Origin of the sequence: Olsenella sp. An293 (assembly GCF_002159495.1) — a bacterium.
GTDB lineage: Bacteria > Actinomycetota > Coriobacteriia > Coriobacteriales > Atopobiaceae > Thermophilibacter.
The window spans coordinates 1-19,142 of sequence record NZ_NFIT01000003.1; the positions used below are offsets into that span (position 1 = coordinate 1).

At 67.9% G+C, this 19,142-nt stretch carries 14 protein-coding genes; 12 read left to right on the plus strand and 2 right to left on the minus strand.

What is annotated here, in order from left to right:
• Window positions 1-178 precede the first annotated feature (178 nt).
• The 6 genes from aspS to B5F85_RS02210 all read left to right on the plus strand — a co-directional run bounded on the left by aspS (window position 179) and on the right by B5F85_RS02210 (window position 7,553).
• Window positions 179-1,948: an aspartate--tRNA ligase gene (gene aspS / locus B5F85_RS02185; protein ID WP_087313969.1), complete on the plus strand. Its 1,770-nt coding sequence runs from the start codon at window positions 179-181 to the stop codon at window positions 1,946-1,948.
• Window positions 1,949-2,233: 285 nt separating this feature from the next.
• Complete coding sequence (locus tag B5F85_RS02190; protein ID WP_204204607.1) at window positions 2,234-2,698, plus strand: MarR family transcriptional regulator; 465 nt, start codon at window positions 2,234-2,236, stop codon at window positions 2,696-2,698.
• Window positions 2,698-4,437 (plus strand): ABC transporter ATP-binding protein, encoded by a 1,740-nt coding sequence (locus tag B5F85_RS02195; RefSeq protein WP_087313971.1) that lies wholly within the window; start codon window positions 2,698-2,700, stop codon window positions 4,435-4,437. The genes B5F85_RS02190 and B5F85_RS02195 overlap by 1 nt, the downstream gene beginning before the upstream one ends.
• 1 nt (window position 4,438) lies before the next feature.
• On the plus strand, window positions 4,439-6,277 hold the full coding sequence (locus B5F85_RS02200) for an ABC transporter ATP-binding protein (protein WP_087313973.1): 1,839 nt from the start codon (window positions 4,439-4,441) through the stop codon (window positions 6,275-6,277).
• Window positions 6,278-6,467: 190 nt separating this feature from the next.
• Window positions 6,468-6,848, plus strand: coding sequence for a fluoride efflux transporter CrcB (gene crcB, locus B5F85_RS02205; RefSeq protein ID WP_087313975.1), 381 nt, complete (start codon window positions 6,468-6,470; stop codon window positions 6,846-6,848).
• A 117-nt stretch (window positions 6,849-6,965) separates the two neighbouring features.
• The gene (locus B5F85_RS02210) at window positions 6,966-7,553 is read left to right on the plus strand and encodes a flavin reductase family protein (RefSeq protein ID WP_087313977.1); all 588 of its coding nucleotides are present in this window, start codon (window positions 6,966-6,968) and stop codon (window positions 7,551-7,553) included.
• Here the strand turns inward: B5F85_RS02210 and B5F85_RS02215 are convergent.
• Window positions 7,550-9,016 (minus strand): lipopolysaccharide biosynthesis protein, encoded by a 1,467-nt coding sequence (locus B5F85_RS02215; RefSeq protein ID WP_239386596.1) that lies wholly within the window; start codon window positions 9,014-9,016, stop codon window positions 7,550-7,552. The two genes, B5F85_RS02210 and B5F85_RS02215, sit on opposite strands and share 4 nt — an antisense overlap.
• 172 nt (window positions 9,017-9,188) lie before the next feature.
• On the opposite strand from B5F85_RS02215, the gene B5F85_RS02220 reads away from it, so the two are divergent.
• A complete protein-coding gene (locus B5F85_RS02220) occupies window positions 9,189-11,891 on the plus strand; it encodes a phosphoenolpyruvate carboxylase (RefSeq protein WP_239386598.1) in 2,703 nt (900 codons plus the stop codon).
• Between the two features lie 74 nt (window positions 11,892-11,965).
• Here B5F85_RS02220 and B5F85_RS02225 read toward each other — a convergent pair whose 3' ends face one another.
• Window positions 11,966-12,868, minus strand: a complete 903-nt coding sequence (locus B5F85_RS02225; protein WP_087313981.1) for a PPK2 family polyphosphate kinase — start codon at window positions 12,866-12,868, stop codon at window positions 11,966-11,968.
• A 246-nt stretch (window positions 12,869-13,114) separates the two neighbouring features.
• On the opposite strand from B5F85_RS02225, the gene B5F85_RS02230 reads away from it, so the two are divergent.
• From B5F85_RS02230 to B5F85_RS02250, 5 genes are all read left to right on the plus strand, one after another.
• Entirely contained in the window at window positions 13,115-13,348 is a 234-nt protein-coding gene (locus B5F85_RS02230) for a FeoA family protein (protein ID WP_087313983.1), read from the plus strand.
• Between the two features lie 47 nt (window positions 13,349-13,395).
• Window positions 13,396-13,626 (plus strand): ferrous iron transport protein A, encoded by a 231-nt coding sequence (locus B5F85_RS02235; RefSeq protein WP_087313985.1) that lies wholly within the window; start codon window positions 13,396-13,398, stop codon window positions 13,624-13,626.
• Between the two features lie 149 nt (window positions 13,627-13,775).
• Entirely contained in the window at window positions 13,776-16,025 is a 2,250-nt protein-coding gene (gene feoB / locus B5F85_RS02240) for a ferrous iron transport protein B (protein WP_087313987.1), read from the plus strand.
• Between the two features lie 180 nt (window positions 16,026-16,205).
• Window positions 16,206-18,158, plus strand: coding sequence for an NlpC/P60 family protein (locus tag B5F85_RS02245; protein WP_143786117.1), 1,953 nt, complete (start codon window positions 16,206-16,208; stop codon window positions 18,156-18,158).
• A gap of 124 nt (window positions 18,159-18,282) precedes the next feature.
• The gene (locus B5F85_RS02250) at window positions 18,283-19,092 is read left to right on the plus strand and encodes a ZIP family metal transporter (protein WP_087313991.1); all 810 of its coding nucleotides are present in this window, start codon (window positions 18,283-18,285) and stop codon (window positions 19,090-19,092) included.
• The last annotated feature ends 50 nt before the right edge of the window (window positions 19,093-19,142 follow it).

A 19,142-nucleotide genomic window follows, 5' to 3' on the forward strand; every position in this document is an offset into this window, starting at 1 on the left:
CCGCCCCTCTTGCCCCACCACCCCCGAGGTTTCCGAATGCTTTCCGTACGCGCGCCGCGCACGTCCCCGTAGTACAATCGCCACGCGCGCGACGCTGCGCTGTCTACGCCACGTCGCCGCCCTCCGTCGGTCGCCGCCCGTACGACACGGGGCGGCAGGGAAGAAAGGCACGTTGCCCATGGACAACCACACCATGCACACCCACACCTGCGGCGAGCTGCGCCGCGACCACATCGGCCAGACGGTCACGCTGACCGGCTGGGTCTGGCACCGCCGCGACCACGGCGGCCTCATCTTCGTGGACCTGCGCGACCGCGACGGCGTGACGCAGGTCTCCTTTGACCCCGAGCACTCCGGCGGCGAGGCGTTCCACGCGGCAGAGACCATCCGCTCCGAGTGGCCGATCAAGGTCACCGGCGTGGTGCGCGAGCGCCCCGAGGGCATGGAGAACCCCAAGCTCTCCACCGGCGACGTCGAGGTTCTCATTGACAGCATCGAGGTGCTCAACTCCTCCAAGACGCCGCCCTTCCAGATCGAGGACCACGTGGACACCTCCGAGGACGTGCGCCTGCGCTACCGCTACCTCGACCTGCGCCGCCCGCGCATGATGGCCAACCTGAAGCTCCGCTCCGACTTCACCTTCGCCCTGCGCGAGGCGCTGCACGGCCGCGACTTCATGGAGGTCGAGACCCCCGCGCTCTTCAAGTCCACGCCCGAGGGCGCCCGTGACTTCCTCGTGCCGTCCCGCACCCAGCCCGGCCACTTCTACGCCCTGCCGCAGTCCCCGCAGCTCCTGAAGCAGCTGCTCATGGTTGGCGGCGTGGAGCGCTACTACCAGGTCGCCAAGTGCTTCCGCGACGAGGACCTGCGCGCCGACCGCCAGCCCGAGTTCACGCAGGTGGACATCGAGATGAGCTTTGTCACGCAGGACGACGTCATGGGCGAGCTCGAGGACGTGCTGGCCGACGCCTTCGGTCGCATGGGCGTCGAGATGCCCACGCCCCTGCGCCGCCTGGACTACTGGGACGCGATGGACACCTACGGCTCCGACAAGCCCGACACCCGCTTTGGCATGGAGCTCCACGACGTGACGTCGATCTTCTCGGCCTCCAAGTTCAAGCTCTTCGCGAGCGCGGCGGCCACGGAGGGCCAGTACGTCAAGGCCATCAACGCCAAGGGCGCCGGCGCCTGGCCGCGCGCGCAGATCGACAAGCTGGCCAACGTCGCCGCCGAGTTTGGCGCCAAGGGCCTCGCCTGGATCGCCTTCCGCGAGGACGGCTCCGTGAACAGCCCGATCGTCAAGTTCTTCTCTGACGAGGAGATGGCGGCGCTGCGCGAGGAGATGGGCGTGGAGCTCGGCGACCTCGTGATGTTTGCCGTGGCCGACCGCAAGGGCGCCGACGAGATCCTCGGCGGCATGCGCCTGCACATGGCCAACGCGCTCGGCGTGAAGCGCGAGGGCCACGACTTCCTCTGGGTGGTCAACTTCCCGCTCTTCCACTGGGACGACGAGGCCAAGCGCTACGAGGCCGAGCACCAGCCCTTCACCCTGCCCACCGAGCCCGACGTGGAGAAGATCAAGGCGGACCCGCTGTCCATCGGCTCGGCCACCTACGACTTCGTCATGGACGGCTGCGAGGCGGGCGGCGGCGGCATGCGCATCCACAACTCGCAGATGCAGCTTGACATGCTCGAGCTCATGGGCTTCTCGATCGAGAGCGCCCGTGCGCAGTTTGGCTTCCTCATGGACGCCCTCGAGTACGGCGCGCCCCCCATGGGCGGCTTTGCGCTCGGCCTCGACCGCGTGTGCATGCTGCTGGCCGGCGAGGACTCCATCCGCGACGTCATGGCCTTCCCCAAGACGTCCTCGGGCTCCGACCTCATGTCCGACGCCCCGAGCGAGGTCTCCGGCAAGCAGCTCAAGGAGGTCTCCCTGCGTCTTCTGTAAATTGGGGACAGTCCCCAATTAACAGAGTGCCGGGCCCGTCCTCGCCGCGTGCGGGGGCGGGCCGTTTTCGTGGCCCCCGAGGGTATGTACACGGTTGCGGCTGTGCCGTTCTTCTCGGCAAGCCGGTGACCTGCGGAAACGTTGACCGTCCGAAATCGGATGGTGTACACACCCTCGAAAGGGGGCGCGCGGGGCCCCGCGGAGCCACAAGCGAGAAGAACCTTGACTTGTCAACCAATCGGCGTATCCTTGTGACGGCAACAGTTGACACGTCAAGGAGTCGTGATGGCAGATCCCGTGAGTCCGGGGGCCTCGCTCGAGGACTTCCACATGCGCCTCATGCGCGCCTTCCACGCGCAGCGCACCTACCTGCGCCCCAAGGTCGACGAGCTGGGCCTCGGCCCCGGCCAGCCCAAGCTGCTCGTCTACCTGGCTGTCCACGGGCCCTCGAGCCAGCGCGAGCTCGCGGCGTTCTTCGAGTGCGACCCCGGCGCGGTCTCCCGCATGCTCGACGCGCTCGAGCGCGCGGGCTTCGTGACCTCTGCGCCCGGGCGCGACCGTCGCACCAAGGTGGCCGAGCTCACGGAGGCCGGCCGCGCCGCGGCGGCCGCCTGGGACGAGGTTTGCGCCGCCGAGCAGGAGGTCATGCTCGCGGGCTTTGCGCCGGAGGAGCGTGCCGCCTTCGCCGACCTGCTCGCCCGCGCCCGGGCCAACCTCTGGTGTGCGGTCGACGGACGGGAGGTGCGCTGATGGACGGGGTGCGCCTCATCGCCCGCTACCTGGGTCCGTACCGGAAGGACTTCCTCGTGGCCGTGCTCTGCGTGGCCGTGGAGACCTCGCTCGAGCTCGTCATCCCCATGCTCATGGCAAACGTGGTCGATGACGGCATCCTCACGGGCGACCTCGACGCCGTCGTCGTCAACGGCGGCCTCATGCTGGTCCTCGCGTTCTTCTCGCTCGCGCTGGGCTTTCTCTACGCGCGCTTCTCGGCCCGTGCCGCCATGGGGCTGGGGGCGCGGCTGCGCGAGGCTGAGTACGCCCACGTGCAGGAGTTCTCCTTTGCCAACCTGGACGACTTCGAGAGCTCCTCGCTCGTGACGCGCCTCACCACGGACGTCACCGTGATCCAGAACGCCCTGGTCTCGGGCACCCGGCCGCTCGTGCGCGGTCCCGTGATCCTGGTGATGGGCCTCCTCTTTGCGGCGGTCATGTCCGCCGAGCTCGCGGTGGTCTTCTTCGTGGTCATGCCGGTGCTCGCCGTGGCGATGTTTCTCGTGGTGCGGCGCGTGGGGCCGCTCTACCGGGTGCTCCAGGGCACGATGGACCAGTTGAACGACGCCCTCCAGGAGGACCTGGCCGCCATCCGCGTGATCAAGGCGTACGTGCGCGAGGGCCACGTGGCCGAGCGCTTCGAGGCCGTCAACGGCAAGCTCGCCTCCACCGCCACGCACACCTTCCGCACCGCCGTGCTCAACACGCCCATCTTCCAGGGCACGATGTACACCACCTGCGTGGGCATCCTCTGGTTTGGCGGACAGATGATCCTGGCCGGGACGCTGCAGGTGGGCACCTTCACCGGCTTCATGAGCTACGTCCTGCAGATCGTCAACTCGCTCATGATGATCTCCAACGTGTTTTTGCTGCTCGCGCGCGCCGTGACGAGCATCGAGCGCGTGGGCGAGGTCCTGGACGAGCGACCCACCATCGCCTCCCTGCAGGGCGCGCTCGCGGAGGTGCCGGACGGCTCGGTCCGGTTTGACCACGTGAGCTTCAAGTACGCGAGCGATGCCGAGAAGGACGTGCTCGAGGACATCTGCCTCGACCTGCCGGCCGGCTCGACCGTGGGGGTCCTCGGCGGGACGGGCTCGGGCAAGACCACGCTCGTGCAGCTCATCGCGCGTCTCTACGACGCGACCTCAGGCTCCGTGAGCGTGGGCGGCCATGACGTGCGCGCCTACGACCTCGCCGCCCTGCGCGACGCGGTGGGCGTTGTGCTGCAGAAGAACGTGCTCTTCTCGGGCACGGTGCGCGAGAACCTCGCCTGGGGCGATCCGGCGGCCACCGACGGGCAGATGCTCGAGGCGTGCCGGCTCGCCTGCGCCGACGAGTTCCTGGACCGGATCGGCGGGCTCGACGGCGACCTCGGTCAGGGCGGGGCGGGCGTCTCGGGCGGGCAGCGCCAGCGCCTGTGCATCGCACGCGCCCTGCTCAAGCACCCGCGGGTGCTCATCTTTGACGACTCGACGAGCGCGGTGGACATGGCCACGGACGCCCAGATCCGCGCCAATCTCGCGCGGCTCACGGGCGTGACCAAGATCGTGATCGCGCAGCGCGTGGCCTCGGTCATGGACTCCGACCTCATCGTGGTGCTCGACGACGGGCGCGTCCACGCGGTGGGCACGCACGACGAGCTTCTCGCCCGCGACAACATCTACCAGGAGATCTACGAGTCCCAGATAGGCTCTGGGATCAGCGGGGAGGTGGCCTAAGATGCCCGCGCGCCAGACCGCCGCGCCCGCGCGGCCCAAGAACCTGCTCTCCACCCTGCGTCGCCTGCTCGGCTACATGCGCCATGCCAGCTGGCGCCTGCTCGTGGTGGCGGTGCTTGTCTGCGTGGCGGGCCTCGCCAACCTCGTGGGGACGTTCATGATCAAGCCCGTGGTCAACGCCGTGGGCGCCGGGGACGTGGAGGGCTTCACGCGCCTGGTGGCCCTCACGGCGGTCATCTACGTGGCCGGTGTGGCCTCGGCGGCGGGATACACCCAGACGATGGTGCGCGCCGCGCAGAAGGTGGTCTTTGACATCCGGCGTGACCTCTTCGCCCACATCGAGCGGCTCCCGCTCTCCTTCTTCGACCGCACGCGCCACGGCGACGTGATGAGCTACTTCACCAACGACGTGGACACCGTCTCCGAGGCGCTCAACAACAGCTTTGCCAACCTCGTGCAGGCCGCGGTGCAGATCGTGGGCACGCTCACGCTGCTCTTCGTGCTGGACTGGCGCCTCACGCTCATCACCGTGGCGTGCGACCTCGCGATTGCGCTCTACGTGCGGTTCTCGGGCGGGCGCAGCAGCAGGTTCTTCTCGCGCCAGCAGGCGGAGCTCGGCGGGCTCGACGGCTACGTGGAGGAGATGATCTCGGGCCAGAAGGTCGTCAAGGTCTTCAACCACGAGGCGGCGAACCTCGCGCGATTCCGCGAGCTCAACGAGCGGCTGCGCGAGGCGGGCACCTCCGCGCAGGCCTACGCCTCCACGATGGTGCCCGTGACGGTGTGCGTGGGCTACGTCAACTACGCCATTGTGACCATCGTGGGCGCGCTGCTGGCGCTTGCGGGGACGATGGACGTGGGCTCGCTCGCGAGCTACCTCGTCTTCGTGCGGCAGGCGGTGGCGCCGATCAACCAGTTCACCCAGCAGGGCAACTTCCTGCTCACCGCCCTTGCTGGCGCGGAGCGCATCTTCGCCGTGATGGAGCTCGAGCCCGAGGTGGACGAGGGCGAGGTGGTCCTCGAGCACGCGGACGACGTCGAGGCCGCGCGCATGGCGGCGGGCGCGGCCGGCTGGGCCTGGAAGATCTGCGGCGAGCACGTGCCGCTCCAGGGCGACGTGCGCTTCTACGACGTGGACTTTGGCTACGAGGAGGGGCAGACCGTGCTGGCGGGGCTCACGCTCTACGCCAAGCCGGGGCAGAAGATCGCCTTCGTGGGGTCCACGGGCGCGGGCAAGACCACCATCACCAACCTCATCAACCGCTTCTACGAGACGCGCTCCGGCGTGATCACCTACGACGGCATCGACGTGCGGGACATCGAGAAGGCTTCCCTGCGGCGCTCTCTGGGCATCGTGCTGCAGGACACCCACCTCTTTGCGGGGACCATCGCGGACAACATCCGCTTCGGCAAGCTCGACGCCACCGACGAGGAGGTCCGCGCGGCGGCGCGCGTGGCCAACGCCGACGGCTTCATCAGCCGCCTGCCGCGCGGCTACGACACGCCGGTGGTGGCCGACGGCGCCAACCTCTCCCAGGGGCAGCGGCAGCTGCTCGCCATCGCGCGCGCCGCGGTGGCGGACCCGCCGGTGCTCATCCTCGACGAGGCCACCTCGAGCATCGACACGCGCACCGAGGCGCTCATCCAGCGCGGCATGGACTCGCTCATGGCGGGGCGCACGGTCTTTGTGATCGCGCACCGGCTCTCGACGGTGCGCAACGCCGATGCCATCATGGTGCTCGAGCGCGGGCGGATCGTAGAGCGCGGCACGCACGAGGAGCTGCTCGCGCAGCGCGGCGAGTACTGGCAGCTCTGGACCGGCGCGAAGGAGCTGGACTAGGGTGGGGTGGGGCCGGGGCTTCGGCTTCGGTTGGCCCGGCCCCGCCTCCGGCTCACCCCGGAGGGTATGTACGCTTCTCCGACCCGCCCGTTCTTCTCGCCAAGCCTTTGACCTGCGGAAATGCAAATGCCCTGGAGCGGTGGGGTGTACATACCCTCACTGCCGGGGCCACCAAGGGAGGAAACCTTCCATGCTTGAGCTGATTGCCGTCGCAACGGGAGGCGCCGTCGGCAGCGTCGCACGCTGGGGCCTGGGCCGCATGCTCTCGGCGTGGCTGCCGGGGCTCCCGGCGGGGACCTTCGTGGCCAACGTGGCCGCGGGCCTGGTCATTGGCCTGATCAGCGGGGCGCACGCGGTCTCGCCGCTGCCCGAGCCCGCGCGGCTCGCCCTCACGGTGGGGCTCTGCGGCGGCCTCTCCACGTTCTCGACCTTCTCCAACGAGACGCTGCAGATGGCCGAGGCGGGAAACCTCCCCGGCGCGGCGGCAAACGTTCTGCTCAACGTTAGCACGTGCCTCGCCGCGGTCTGGCTGGGGACACGTCTGGGCGGGCAGCTGGCTTCGCTGTCGTGAGGTACTTTGGCCGACCCCACACGTCGCGCATTCCAGTGGGGAATTCCCCATCAGATTGCGCGACGTGCGGGGTCGGCTCAGATACACTTTGCCATGACGGCCCCGATTGGAGGACACATGGCAAAGCAGACCTGGGCGGGCGGCAACATGCTCTACCCGCTGCCCGCGGTGATGGTGAGCTGCGCAAACGCGGCGGGCGAGAAGGACATCGTCACGGTGGCGTGGGCGGGGACCGTCTGCACCAACCCGCCGATGCTCTCCATCTCGCTGCGGCCGGAGCGCCACAGCTACCACATCGTGCGCGAGTCCGGTGAGTTCGTGGTGAACCTCGTGACCGCGCGGCTGCAGCGCGCCTGCGACTGGTGCGGCGTGCGCTCCGGGCGCGACTTTGACAAGTGGGCGGAGTGCTGCCTCACGCCCGCTCCGGCAACGACGCTCGAGCTGGCGCCCGCCATCGAGGAGTCGCCGGTGAGCATCGAGTGCCGCGTGCGTGACGTGCTGGAGCTGGGGAGCCACCACCTGTTCCTGGCCGACGTCACGGCCGTGCAGGTCGAGGACGCGCTGCTCGACGACCGCGGCCGACTCGACCTGGCCCGCGCCGGTCTCACCGCGTACAGCCACGGCGAGTACTTCGAGCTGGGGCGGCGCATCGGGACGTTTGGCTACTCCGTGCGCAAGCGCCCCGCGAAGGGCGCGCGGCGCTAGTAGCCCCGGCTCATGCGCCGGCGAATGGCGCAGTACTCCATGACCAGCAGCACGAGCAGGATCGCCATCGAGACGAGCGAGCCCACCACGGCGCCCGCCAGCCCCGCGAAGTTCACGAGCAGCATCGACACCGGCACCGCAAAGGCAAACGCGATCAGGTAGAGCCTCGACACCTCGCCCTGCGCGCGCAGCACGGTGACGATCTGGTAGAGAAAGTCGATGCACGCGCAGACGCCGCCCGTGCCCACCATCACGAGCGCGAGCCCGCGGAACTGCTCGAAGTCCAGCCCGTACATGAGGCTCATCAGGGGTATGCCGAGCCAGGCCATGAACAGCGCCATCGCCCCGGTGATCAGCGCGATCACACCCACCATCGCGAGTACCACGAGGTCGAAGCGACGGTGCTTCTCGGGGTCGTCCCAGATGCGCGCCAGGCGCACGAGCTGAGGCTTGTAGATGAAGCCCGCCACCATGAGGATCGAGTGCGCGGGGAAGTAGAGCGCGTTGTAGTAGAGCTGGTTGTCATAGGAGAGGGCGCCCTCCATCGCGAACTTGGGCACCGAGTCGATGAGGTTGTAGAGGAACAGCGCCAAAAACAGCGGGAAGCACTCCACGAAGAGGTCACGGATGCCGCGGGCCGTGGCCGGGAGGCTCTTCTCGGTCTCAAAGAAGGCGAGCGGCACCGTGAGCAGCAGAAGCGACGCCACGCCGCCCACCGCCATGGCAAAGCTCGCCACGGGCAGGCTCCGCGTGAGGAACAAGATCACCGAGAACGCCACGAGGCCGAGCACGCAGCGCGCGGCCTGCGAGAGTCCCGCCAGATAGAGCTTGTCCTTCTGCTGCAGGCGCCCCTCGTAGACGTCGGCCAGGCCGTCCACCGCGCGAAAGGCGAGCACGCCCATGCAGACGGCAAACATCTGCGCGTCATAGCCGCGGAAGCGGCACCACAGCCACCCCACGAGCAGCATGGCGGCGCAGGTGAGAAAGCGCTGGATCTGGTAGTCCAGGAAGGAGCGCATCTCGTCGAGGTCGGAGACCTGGTAGGTGCGCACGCCGTAGTTGGCCAGGAACAAAAGGAGCGTTCCCACGGTGAAGGCCATGGAGAAAAGGCCGGCCTGCTCGGCGCCCACGAGCCAGGTGGCGACCATCGTGAGCACCGGGAAGAGCATGCCCCAGGCGGCCTGGCCGGCGGTGTTGCACACGTAGTCGCGCGTGGTCTGGTGGGCGAGGTACTGCTCGGTCTGCTCGGAGAACTTGCCGCCAAAGACGGCGCCGATCAGGCGGTTCCACCAGTCGTTCACCACGCGCGCGAGCGGGCCGGGCTGTCGGTCTGCCCGCGGCTTTCGCTCGCGGCGCCTGCGGGTCTCCACGCCGTAGCGCGGCGTCTTGGCGGAGCGGCTTGCAGGCCGGACAGCGGCGACCACGCGACGGTTCATGAGGCGCTTGAGCGGGTTCTCGGGCATAGGGGCAGTCTCCCTCCAAAGGTGCACCCAAGCATTGTAGTCCAGCCGTCTCGCCGGACGCGTCCCGCCGACGTACGTGAACTATGCGTTTCTTGTCCGTGGGGTCTTGGTCGAAGGCAGGCTCGCGGGGTATCTTCTAGAAGTCGACCGCACACCCGTACAAGGAGCAACGTTGGCCGAGAAGAACCTGACCGCCGATCGTGAATCGGCTATTATCCCCGCCCTCAACGTCCCCGAGAGCATCGCCGACAACATGGCGCTGTTCTTGCGCCTCGTGCGCAAGGTACTCGAGGAGTTCGACCCGTCGCTGCGCGCCACCTTCGACGTCCTTCTCGCCGACGCCGTTCGCGCGAGCGCCGACGAGGCCTCCGAGACCGACGACGAGCGCGCGGCCTTCTCCGAGCTCGAGCGCATCATCGACGGGCTCGACGAGCGCTCGACCACGCTGCTGATGCGCGCCTTCGTGGCCTACTTCCACCTCGCCAACATCTGCGAGGAGAACTATCGCGTCGGGTCGCTGCGGGCCCGCGAGGCGGCGGTGGACACCGCCGAGCCCGCCGACCCCATCAACGACATCACCGTAGCGTATCGCCAGCTCGTGGACGAGTGCGGGCGCGGCCGGGCCATCGCCCTGCTGCAGCGCCTGGAGTTCCGCCCGGTCTTCACCGCGCACCCCACCGAGGCGCGCCGCCGCGCGGTCGAGGGCAAGATCCGCCGCATCGCCGAGCTGCTCGCCGCGCGCGACGGCCTCTCGGGCGTGGCCCTGGCCGAGAACGAGCGCAGGCTTCTGCAGGAGATCGATGCGCTCTTCCGCACCTCGCCGATCGCTCACAAGAAGCCCACTCCCGTCGAGGAGGCCGACACCATCGTCGACATCTTCGACAGCACCCTCTTTGACATGGTGCCGGACGTCTACCGGCGCTTCGATGACTGGGAGCTCGGCGAGAAGGCGGGCACCGTTCCGCCCGTGTGCCCGGCCTTCTTCCACCCGGGCAGCTGGATCGGCTCGGACCGCGACGGCAACCCCAACGTCACCGCCAAGGTGAGCCGCCAGGTGGCCGAGAAGTTCCGCCGCCACGTGCTCGAGCGGCTCGCCGAGGCAACGGAGACCTGCGGCCGCAACCTCACGCTCGACGCGATCTCCACGCCGCCCTCGGACGCGCTCGTGAACCTCTGGAGCCACCAGGTCGAGATGAGCGAGGCGCTCACGGCCCGCGCGCTGGGCATCTCCGCGAGCGAGCTGCACCGCGCGGCCATGCTCGTCATCGCCGAGCGCCTGCGCGCCACGATCGAGCGCACTGCGGACGTGATGTACGCGTGCGCCGACGACTACATCGCCGACCTGCGCGTCGTCCAGTCCTCCCTCGCGCGCTCCGGGGCGGTCCGCACTGCCTACGGCCCCGTGCAGCGCCTCATCTGGCAGGCGCAGACCTTCGGCTTCCACCTCGTGGAGATGGAGTTCCGCCAGCACTCGCTCGTGCACCGCCGTGCACTCGCCGACATCGAGGAGCACGGCCGCTGGGGCGAGCGCGGCGAGCTCGAGCCCATGACCCGCGAGGTGCTCGACACCTTCCGCGCCATCGCGCAGATCCAGCGCAAGAGCGGCGTGGACGCGGCGCGCCGCTACATCATCTCGTTCACCAAGTCCGCCGAGGACGTGGCCAACGTCTACCGCCTGGCCCACCTCGCCTTCGCGCACGAGGTGGACGTCCCGGTGCTCGACGTCATCCCGCTCTTCGAGCAGGTCGAGGACCTTGAGAACGCCGTGTCCACCCTCGATGCGATGATCGCCCTGCCCGAGGTCCAGCGCCGCCTCGACCAGACCGGCCGGCGCCTCGAGGTCATGCTCGGCTACTCGGACTCCTCCAAGGACGCCGGCCCCACCTCGGCCACGCTCGTGCTGCACGCCACGCAGGAGGCGATCGCGCGCTGGGCGGACGAGAACGGCATCGACCTCGTGCTCATGCACGGCCGCGGCGGCGCGGTCGGGCGCGGGGGAGGCCCGGCAAACCGCGCGGTGCTCTCCCAGCCAAAGGGGTCGGTCAACTGCTGCTTCAAGCTCACCGAGCAGGGAGAGGTCATCTTCGCCCGCTACGGCGACCCTACGCTGGCGCGGCGCCACGTGGAGTCGGTCGTGGGCGCCACGCTGCTTCAGTCCGCTCCCTCGATCGAGTGGGTCAACACAGAGACCACCGAGAAGTACGCCGCGCTCGCGGCCGAGCTCGACGCCGCCTCGCGCGAGCGCTATCTCGACCTGCTGCACACCGAGGGCTTCGCCGAGTGGTTCTCCACGGTGACGCCGCTCACCGAGGTGGGCCTCATGCCCATCGGCAGTCGCCCCGCCAAGCGCGGGCTCGGCGCAAAGTCCCTTGACGACCTGCGCACCATCCCGTGGATCTTCTCGTGGAGCCAGGCGCGCGTGAACCTGGCCGCATGGTACGGCCTGGGCAGCGCGTGCGAGCGGGTGGGGGATCTCGAGCGCCTGCGCGCCGCCTACGCGGAGTGGCCGCTGTTCACCACCTTCGTCGACAACGTCGAGATGTCGCTCTCAAAGGTCGACGAGCGCATCGCGCGGCTCTACCTCGCGCTCGGCGACCGCGACGACCTTGCGACGAAGGTGCTCGAGGAGATGGAGCTCACGCGCCGCTGGGTGCTCGCCATCGTGGGGGACGAGTGGCCGCTGCAGCACCGTCGCGTGCTCGGCCCGGTGATCCGCATGCGCCTGCCCTTCGTGAACGTCCTCTCCGTGACCCAGGCGCTCGCCCTGCGCCGCCTGCGCTCGGGCGACCTCACACCGGAGGAGCGCGAGCGGCTCACCTATCTCATCCTCTGCACCGTCTCCGGCGTGGCGGCCGGCCTGCAGAACACGGGGTGATCGGGCTCCGGCGCGCGTCTGCGCCCGAGCCCGAGCCTGAGTCTGTGCCCGAGCCTGCGCCTGGGCCCGAGCAGCTAGTCGTCGTGGTCCACGTCCGCCGCGGGGCCGTCCGTGAGCGCGCGTCGGCAGTCGGCGAGTCGCTCGCGCGCCCTGCGGGGGAGCTCGGGATAGCACGGGTCTATCTTCTCGAGCACATCCAGGATCGCCTCCGAGACCAGGACGCGCGCGACCCACTTCTGATCAGCCGGGATCACGTACCAGGGGGCCTTCCCGGTGGCGGTTCCGGCGATCATGTCCTCGTAGGCGCTCTGATACTCGTCCCATTCCATGCGCTCCGAGAGGTCGCTCTCGGAGAACTTCCAGTTCTTGGCCTCGTCGTCGATGCGCTCGAGGAAGCGCTCGCGCTGCTTGTCCGCGCTCACGTTGAGGAAGATCTTCACGATGCGGTTGCCGGTGCGCCACAGATAGCGCTCGAAGCCGCGGATGTCCTCGAAGCGCTCCTCGAAGTAGCGCCTCTCGCTCATCTCCGTGCAGCGACGGGGCAGCTGATAGTCGCGCCAGAGTCCGTGGACGCGCACGACCAGGCACTCCTCGTAGTAGGAGCGGTTGAAGACCGCGATCTTGCCGCGTTCCGGCAGCGCTCCAAAGCTCCGCCAGAGAAAGCCGTGCGCGCGGTCCACGCTCGTGGGCTGCTTGAAGCTTCGCACGTCGATGCCCGTGGGGTTGACGCCACCCAAGACGTGGCGAATGGTCGAGTCCTTGCCCGCAGCGTCCATTGCCTGCAAGATCACGATGACGCTCTCGCGCGCCTCCGCGTAGAGCCGGTCCTGCAGTTCCTCGATGCGAGCCTTGTTCTCGGCGAGCCGAAGCTCGTATTCGGGCCTCTTCTCCGGGTCCACCCTCAGGGTGGTCGGGAAGTCTTCCAGCTTGAAGCCCTTCTCTCCGGTCACCGTGAAGTCGTCCAGGTCTTTGCCCATGCCGCTCCCTCCTACGTCCTTGGGCAAGATCTTCCCCTCGGCGTCGGCGGGGGAACGCTCGACTCGGCGGGCGTTACCGGTGACGCCGCAAGCGCCTCTGGTTTTGCATGCGCGGCAAGAGGGTGGCCCCATCGGAGTAAAGTTTCCCGCATGTAACTCAATCGGCGAACGGCACTTGCCTTCATAGAAGTAAGTCCTATAGTACTCATGGGCAAGTCAACTAAAGCTAACACCGAAGGAGGCCTCATGGCATCATCCGCCCAGTTGCCGTTGGCGATGGTCGGCCCCGACGAGAAGGCTCACGTCGCCGGCATCCGCGGGGACGCGGAGCTGAGACAGCATCTCGCCGAGCTGGGCTTTGTCGAAGGCTCTGAGGTCAAGGTCATCTCGCGTGCCGCGGGCGACGTCATCGTGAGCGTGAAGGGTGCCCGCCTCGCACTCAACCGATCCATGGCCAGCCGTATCACCGTGTCGCTCTAGCGCTCAAAAGTAACCGTCGCTTTTGAGCAGGGAAGAAAGGAAGGCGCATGCCAACTCTTAAGGACGTGAAGGTGGGGGAGAGTGCCGTTGTGTCCAAGCTTTTGGGGGCCGGTGCCCTCAAGCGTCGCATCATGGACATGGGACTCACCAAGGGGACTGCCGTCCACGTGCGCAAGGTCGCGCCGCTGGGCGACCCAATCGAGATAACGGTGCGTGGGTACGAGCTCTCGATTCGCAAGGACGAGGCCGCGCTCGTTGAGGTGACGGATGTGGCGTGACACGTTGACAAAGTTGACAAAGTAACCTGACGACATTGTCAAGTTGACAAGCTCGGCCGGCGACGGCCGTTTTCTCGCGCGCATAAGTTAGTCTAATCTAACAATTGGCACCAGACGAGTAGCAATTGGTTAACTTGGAAAGGGAAGGTATGGCTGAAACCACCATCGGTCTCGCAGGAAACCCAAACTGCGGCAAGACCACGCTGTTCAACGAGCTCACGGGCTCCAACGGGTATGTGGGCAACTGGCCCGGCGTCACCGTCGAGAAGAAGCAGGCAGCCTGGCGCGCCAATCGTGACGTGACCTTCGTCGACCTGCCCGGCATCTACTCGCTCTCGCCCTACACGCCCGAGGAGGTCGTCTCGCGCGACTATCTCGTGGGGGAGCGTCCCGACGCAGTGATCGACCTCGTTGACGTCACCAACCTCGAGCGCAACCTCTACCTCACCACCCAGCTTCTCGAGGCCGGTCGTCCCGTGGTCGTGGGCCTCAACATGTGCGACCTGCTCAAGGAGAAAGGCGACGTCATCGACACCGCCGCCCTGTCCGATCGCCTCGGCGTGCCCGTGATCGAGGTCTCCGCGCTGCGCAAGACCAACCTCGACGCGCTGGTCAACAAGGCCGTGGCGGCAGGCCGGGCAGGCGCGGTCCAGCCGGGCGCGCCCTGCTTTTCGCCCGAGGTGGAGGACGCGCTCGGCAAGATCGCGGCCATCGTCTCCGGAAGCTGCGACGCCAACCTCGTGCGCTGGTACTCGGTCAAGGTCTTCGAGCGTGACGCCGAGGCCGTGAAGGCCCTGCATCTCAGCTCCGCGCAGCTCAACCAGGCCGAGAAGATCGTGCAGGCCGTCGAGAAGAGCCGCGGCGACGACGCCGAGTCCATCATCACCTCAGACCGCTACGACTGGATCGGCGAGGTCATGGCCTCCTGCGTCAAGAAGGCGCCCAAGAAGCTCAGCCTGTCCGAGAGGATCGACAAGGTCGTGACCAGCCGCGTGCTGGGCCTGCCCATCTTTGTGGCGGTCATGTTCGTCGTGTACTACATCGCGGTCTCGACGGTGGGCGACTGGGGAACCGTCTGGGCAAACGACGAGGTCTTCGGCGAGGGCTGGGAGCTCTTTGGCATGGCGATCCCGTCGATTCCCGCGGTGGTCGAGGGCTGGCTCACCGCGGCGGGCGCCTCTGACATGGTGAGCTCGCTCGTGCTCGACGGCATCGTGGGCGGCGTGGGCTCGGTCCTGGGCTTCATCCCGCAGATGCTCGTGCTGTTCATGATGCTCGCGTTCCTCGAGGACTGCGGCTACATGAGCCGCGTGGCCTTTGTCATGGACCGGCTGTTCCGCCGCTTTGGCCTCTCGGGCAAGAGCTTCATCCCGTTTCTCATCTCGTCCGGCTGCGGCGTCCCCGGCGTCATGGCCACCAAGACCATCGAGAACGAGAAGGACCGTCGCATGACGGCCATGCTCACCACCATGATCCCGTGCGGCGCCAAGACCCCGATCATCGCCCTCGTGATGGGCGTGCTCGTGGGCGGCGCTGACGCCTGGTGGGTGGCCCCGATGTTCTACTTCCTCGGCCTTGCCGCCATCGTCGTCTCCGCGCTCATGCTCAAGAAGACCAAGATGTTCGCCGGCGAGCCCGCCCCCTTTGTGATGGAGCTGCCCGACTACCACCTGCCCGCGCTCAAGAGCTGGTGGCTGCACGTGTGGGAGCGTATCTCCGCGTACCTCAAGAAGGCGGCGACGATCATCTTTGCCGCGTGCGTGGTCGTGTGGTTCCTCTCCAGCTTTGGCTTTGCCTCGTGGGAGGGCGGCGACGGCTCCTTCGGCTTCCTCGCCTCGCTGCCGGGCGCTCCCGAGTACAGCGCCGACTACTCGCTGCTCGCCATCGTGGCCGGCGCCATCGCATGGATCTTCGCGCCGCTCGGCGCCGACAGCTGGCAGGCGACCGCCGCTTCCATCAACGCTCTCATCGCCAAGGAGAACCTGGTCTCCACCTTTGGCACGATCTTCGGCCTGGGCGAGGCCACCGAGGGCGACCCGGTCATGTGGCAGGCTTTCGCTGCCATGTTCACCGACGGCGCGGGCGTCATGCACGCGGGTGCGATGTGCGCGTTCGTGGCGTTCAACATGCTCGACGCGCCGTGCTTCGCCGCCATCGGTACCATCCGTCGCCAGATGGACAGCCCCAAGTGGTTCTGGTTCGCGATCGGCTACCAGTGCGTCTTTGCCTGGTGCGTGGGCCTGATCATCAACCAGCTCTGGGAGCTCTTCGCGCTGGGGAACTTCGGCGTGTGGACGGTGGTCGCGTTTGCGCTGCTCGCGGGCATGGTCTTCCAGATCGTCCGTCCGATGCCCAAGACCGAGCGGACAGACGAGAAGGTCCTCGCGCAGCTCGCATAAGTGTCTGCAAATTGGGGACAGTCCCCAACTAACATATGCGAATTGGGGACTGTCCCCAATTTGCAGACGGCGCGCCGTCGGCCGAATGTGCCGGCGGCGCGCCCTTTGAACCTTTCGTCCATGTCGGCGCAAAGGAGTACACTTCAGATTTGTGTGAATAATCTGATGGCAGGAGGACCCATGAGCTTCAAGATGCGTGCGGTGGCTGTCGCCGCCGGGCTGGGGCTGGCGCTTGCGGTTGCGCCCGGCGCGGCTCTGGCGGACGACCTCGCGTCCCTGACCGTGACGGAGACCCCGGAAGTCTCTGTCATCGCGGCGCAGGACGCGACGGACGGCCCCGAGGCTTCCGTTCCGGCAGGCGAGAAGGACCTGCCGCCGGCGGTCGTGACCGAGGCACAGACCGACGTGAGTGACGCCCCGGAGGCGCCCGCCACGGAGACCGAGATCGAGATGCCCGTCATCGAGCCTGGCGCCGACGAGGGCGTGACGTCCGACGACGCCCTTCCCGAGCAGGGTCTTCCCGACGGCGACGCCCCGGTCGAGATCCCGGTTGCCGACAAGGCCGAGCCCACGACCGACGCTCCGGTCACCGGCGAGACCGTCACCGATGACGGGCTCGCCGTTGTCGTCGACGAGGTCGCAGCCGACGAGACCGCCGCCGCCGATGCCGTCACCGACGCCGACGAGGCCGTCACCGACGACGGAGCCACGGCCGACGACTCCGTCTCGCTGAACGCCCCCGTGCTCCCTGCGGTCGGCTGGACCGGCAACTCCTACTGGGACGGCGTGACCAACCCCGACGGCACCCCGCGCCCCTACACCGGCTGGGTCGTCGACGACCACGACGGCCAGGGCCTCCAGCGCTACTGGGTGGTCAACGGCGAGAAGCTGCAGAGCGGCCTGTTCGACGCCGGCGCCGACGGCTGGGGCTACGTCCGCGACGACTACGGCTGGGTCCTGCGCGGCATCTACTACGCCGGCGACCTCATCTACATCGCCAACAACGACGGCCGCCTGCTCGATCCCGGCTGGACCGTCACGGGCGAGTTCACGGGCGGCGAGCTGCAGCGCTACTACGTGGAGGCCGACCACGCCATCCACCGCGGCTACTCGGAGAGCGGCGGCTACGGCCACTACGTCACCGACCAGGGCTACGTCGCGCGCGGCAAGGCGCAGACCGACGGTGACGTGGTGCTCGCCAACAACGACGGCGTCGTCGAGAGCGGCGGCTGGCTCGTGACCGGCGCCTACGACGGCGGCGTCATGCAGCGCTACTACGTCGACCCCGAGACCCACACCGCCAAGACCGGCCTGTTCACCGTCGACGGCAACAACTACTACGGCCTCTTCGGCGACGGCTACGTCCTGCGCGGCAAGGACGTCTGGGACAGCACGCACGTGCTTCTCGGCAACAACGACGGCGTGCTCCTCTCGACCCCCGGCTGGGTCGTGACCGGCGAGTACGACGGCGGCGTCCTCCAGCGCTACTGGATCGACGAGCTCGACTACTGGGACGGCTTCTTCGCCGCGCTCACGGGCGTCTTCAACGTTGACGGCAACAACTACTACGGCGAGAGCGAGCAGGGCTACGTCCGCCGCAACGGCCACGCCTGGGTCATCGAGCACGACCACTACACGGGCGAGTGGTGCATGGCCAACAACGACGGCGTCCTTACGCCCGACCAGTCCGCGTACGCCGACACGGTCAACAGCTACATCAAGAGCATCATCGCCTACGCCGAGGACGACTCCCACGGCTACGACCAGGTCTGGCGCTGGGGCGAGAAGGGCGACTACGACTGCTCCTCGCTCGTCATCACTTGCCTGCGCGAGGCGGGCCTCGAGACCGGCTGGGCCACCTACACCGGCGACATGCGCTACTCGCTCACGACCTACGAGTTTGTGTGGATCTCCGACCCCTCCGAGCTCGTTCGCGGCGACATCCTCCTCAACGAGACCTATCACACGGCGATCTATCTCGGCGACGGCATGATGGCGCACGCCTCCGGCAACGAGTTCGGCACCGCCACGGGCGGCCAGCCCGGCGACCAGACCGGTCGAGAGATCTGCGTCCGCAGCTACTACGACTATCCGTGGGACGGCGTTCTGCGCCTCAAGACCTACGTGGCGTAGCGCCTTCGCAAGCGGTTTTCCTCGGGGGGCGGACCGGGAGGTCCGCCCCCTTTTTCTGCCGCATCAGGGGCGGGCGAGACGTGGGTATACTCCGGGAAGAGCCCAGAGGAGGGAGGGACGCCCCATGTTCGAAAACGTACCCCAGGCGCTGACGTGGGCCGCGCTCGGCTGCGGCTTCACGTGGCTCATGACCACGGCCGGCTCCGCCGTCGTGTTCTTCTTTCGCTCCGAGCGCAAGCTCATGCACCACATCTTTCTTGGCTTCGCCGCGGGCGTCATGGTGGCGGCAAGCGTGTGGTCGCTGCTCAACCCGGCGATCGAGCAGGCCGAGGGCCAGGGCGTGCCGGGCTGGCTGCCGGCTGCGGGCGGCTTTCTTCTTGGCGTCGCCTTTTTGATGGCCCTCGACACGCTCCTCCCGCACCTGCACGCGGGCTCCGAGGAGCCGGAGGGCGTGCCCTCGGGCTGGAAGCGCACGACGCTGCTCGTCTCGGCCGTGACGCTGCACAACATCCCCGAGGGCATGTCCGTCGGTCTGCTCTTTGCGATGGCCGCGCAATCGGCCGGGGCGGCGGGGGAGACCTACCTCGGCATGGCGTTCGCGCTTGCCGCGGGCATCGGGCTTCAGAACTTCCCGGAGGGCGCGGCGATCTCGCTGCCGCTTGCGCGCGAGGGCATGAGCCGTCGCCGCGCGTTTCTCGCGGGCAGCCTCTCCGGCATCGTCGAGCCGATCTTCGGGGTCGCCGTGGTGCTTGCGAGCGGCTGGATCTCCCCGTACATGCCGTGGCTCCTGGCGTTCGCCGCCGGCGCGATGATCTACGTGGTGGTGGAGGAGCTCATCCCCGAGGCTCACCTCGGCGAGCACTCCAACGTCGGCACGCTCGGCTTCATCGTCGGCTTCGTCGTGATGATGGTTCTCGACGTCGCGCTGGGGTGACAATAGTAAGACCTGGCTAACTTATGGAGAACCTGTGACGATGCTCAACC

What these genes read in the sequence shown, in the direction of transcription:
- aspS (WP_087313969.1), top strand. Translation starts at nt 179, where the DNA reads ATGGACAACCACACCATGCACACCCACACCTGCGGCGAGCTGCGCCGC.
- B5F85_RS02190 (WP_204204607.1), top strand. Translation starts at nt 2,234, where the DNA reads ATGGCAGATCCCGTGAGTCCGGGGGCCTCGCTCGAGGACTTCCACATG.
- B5F85_RS02195 (WP_087313971.1), top strand. Translation starts at nt 2,698, where the DNA reads ATGGACGGGGTGCGCCTCATCGCCCGCTACCTGGGTCCGTACCGGAAG.
- B5F85_RS02200 (WP_087313973.1), top strand. Translation starts at nt 4,439, where the DNA reads ATGCCCGCGCGCCAGACCGCCGCGCCCGCGCGGCCCAAGAACCTGCTC.
- crcB (WP_087313975.1), top strand. Translation starts at nt 6,468, where the DNA reads ATGCTTGAGCTGATTGCCGTCGCAACGGGAGGCGCCGTCGGCAGCGTC.
- B5F85_RS02210 (WP_087313977.1), top strand. Translation starts at nt 6,966, where the DNA reads ATGGCAAAGCAGACCTGGGCGGGCGGCAACATGCTCTACCCGCTGCCC.
- B5F85_RS02215 (WP_239386596.1), bottom strand. Translation starts at nt 9,016, where the DNA reads ATGCCCGAGAACCCGCTCAAGCGCCTCATGAACCGTCGCGTGGTCGCC.
- B5F85_RS02225 (WP_087313981.1), bottom strand. Translation starts at nt 12,868, where the DNA reads ATGGGCAAAGACCTGGACGACTTCACGGTGACCGGAGAGAAGGGCTTC.
- B5F85_RS02230 (WP_087313983.1), top strand. Translation starts at nt 13,115, where the DNA reads ATGGCATCATCCGCCCAGTTGCCGTTGGCGATGGTCGGCCCCGACGAG.
- B5F85_RS02235 (WP_087313985.1), top strand. Translation starts at nt 13,396, where the DNA reads ATGCCAACTCTTAAGGACGTGAAGGTGGGGGAGAGTGCCGTTGTGTCC.
- feoB (WP_087313987.1), top strand. Translation starts at nt 13,776, where the DNA reads ATGGCTGAAACCACCATCGGTCTCGCAGGAAACCCAAACTGCGGCAAG.
- B5F85_RS02245 (WP_143786117.1), top strand. Translation starts at nt 16,206, where the DNA reads ATGAGCTTCAAGATGCGTGCGGTGGCTGTCGCCGCCGGGCTGGGGCTG.
- B5F85_RS02250 (WP_087313991.1), top strand. Translation starts at nt 18,283, where the DNA reads ATGTTCGAAAACGTACCCCAGGCGCTGACGTGGGCCGCGCTCGGCTGC.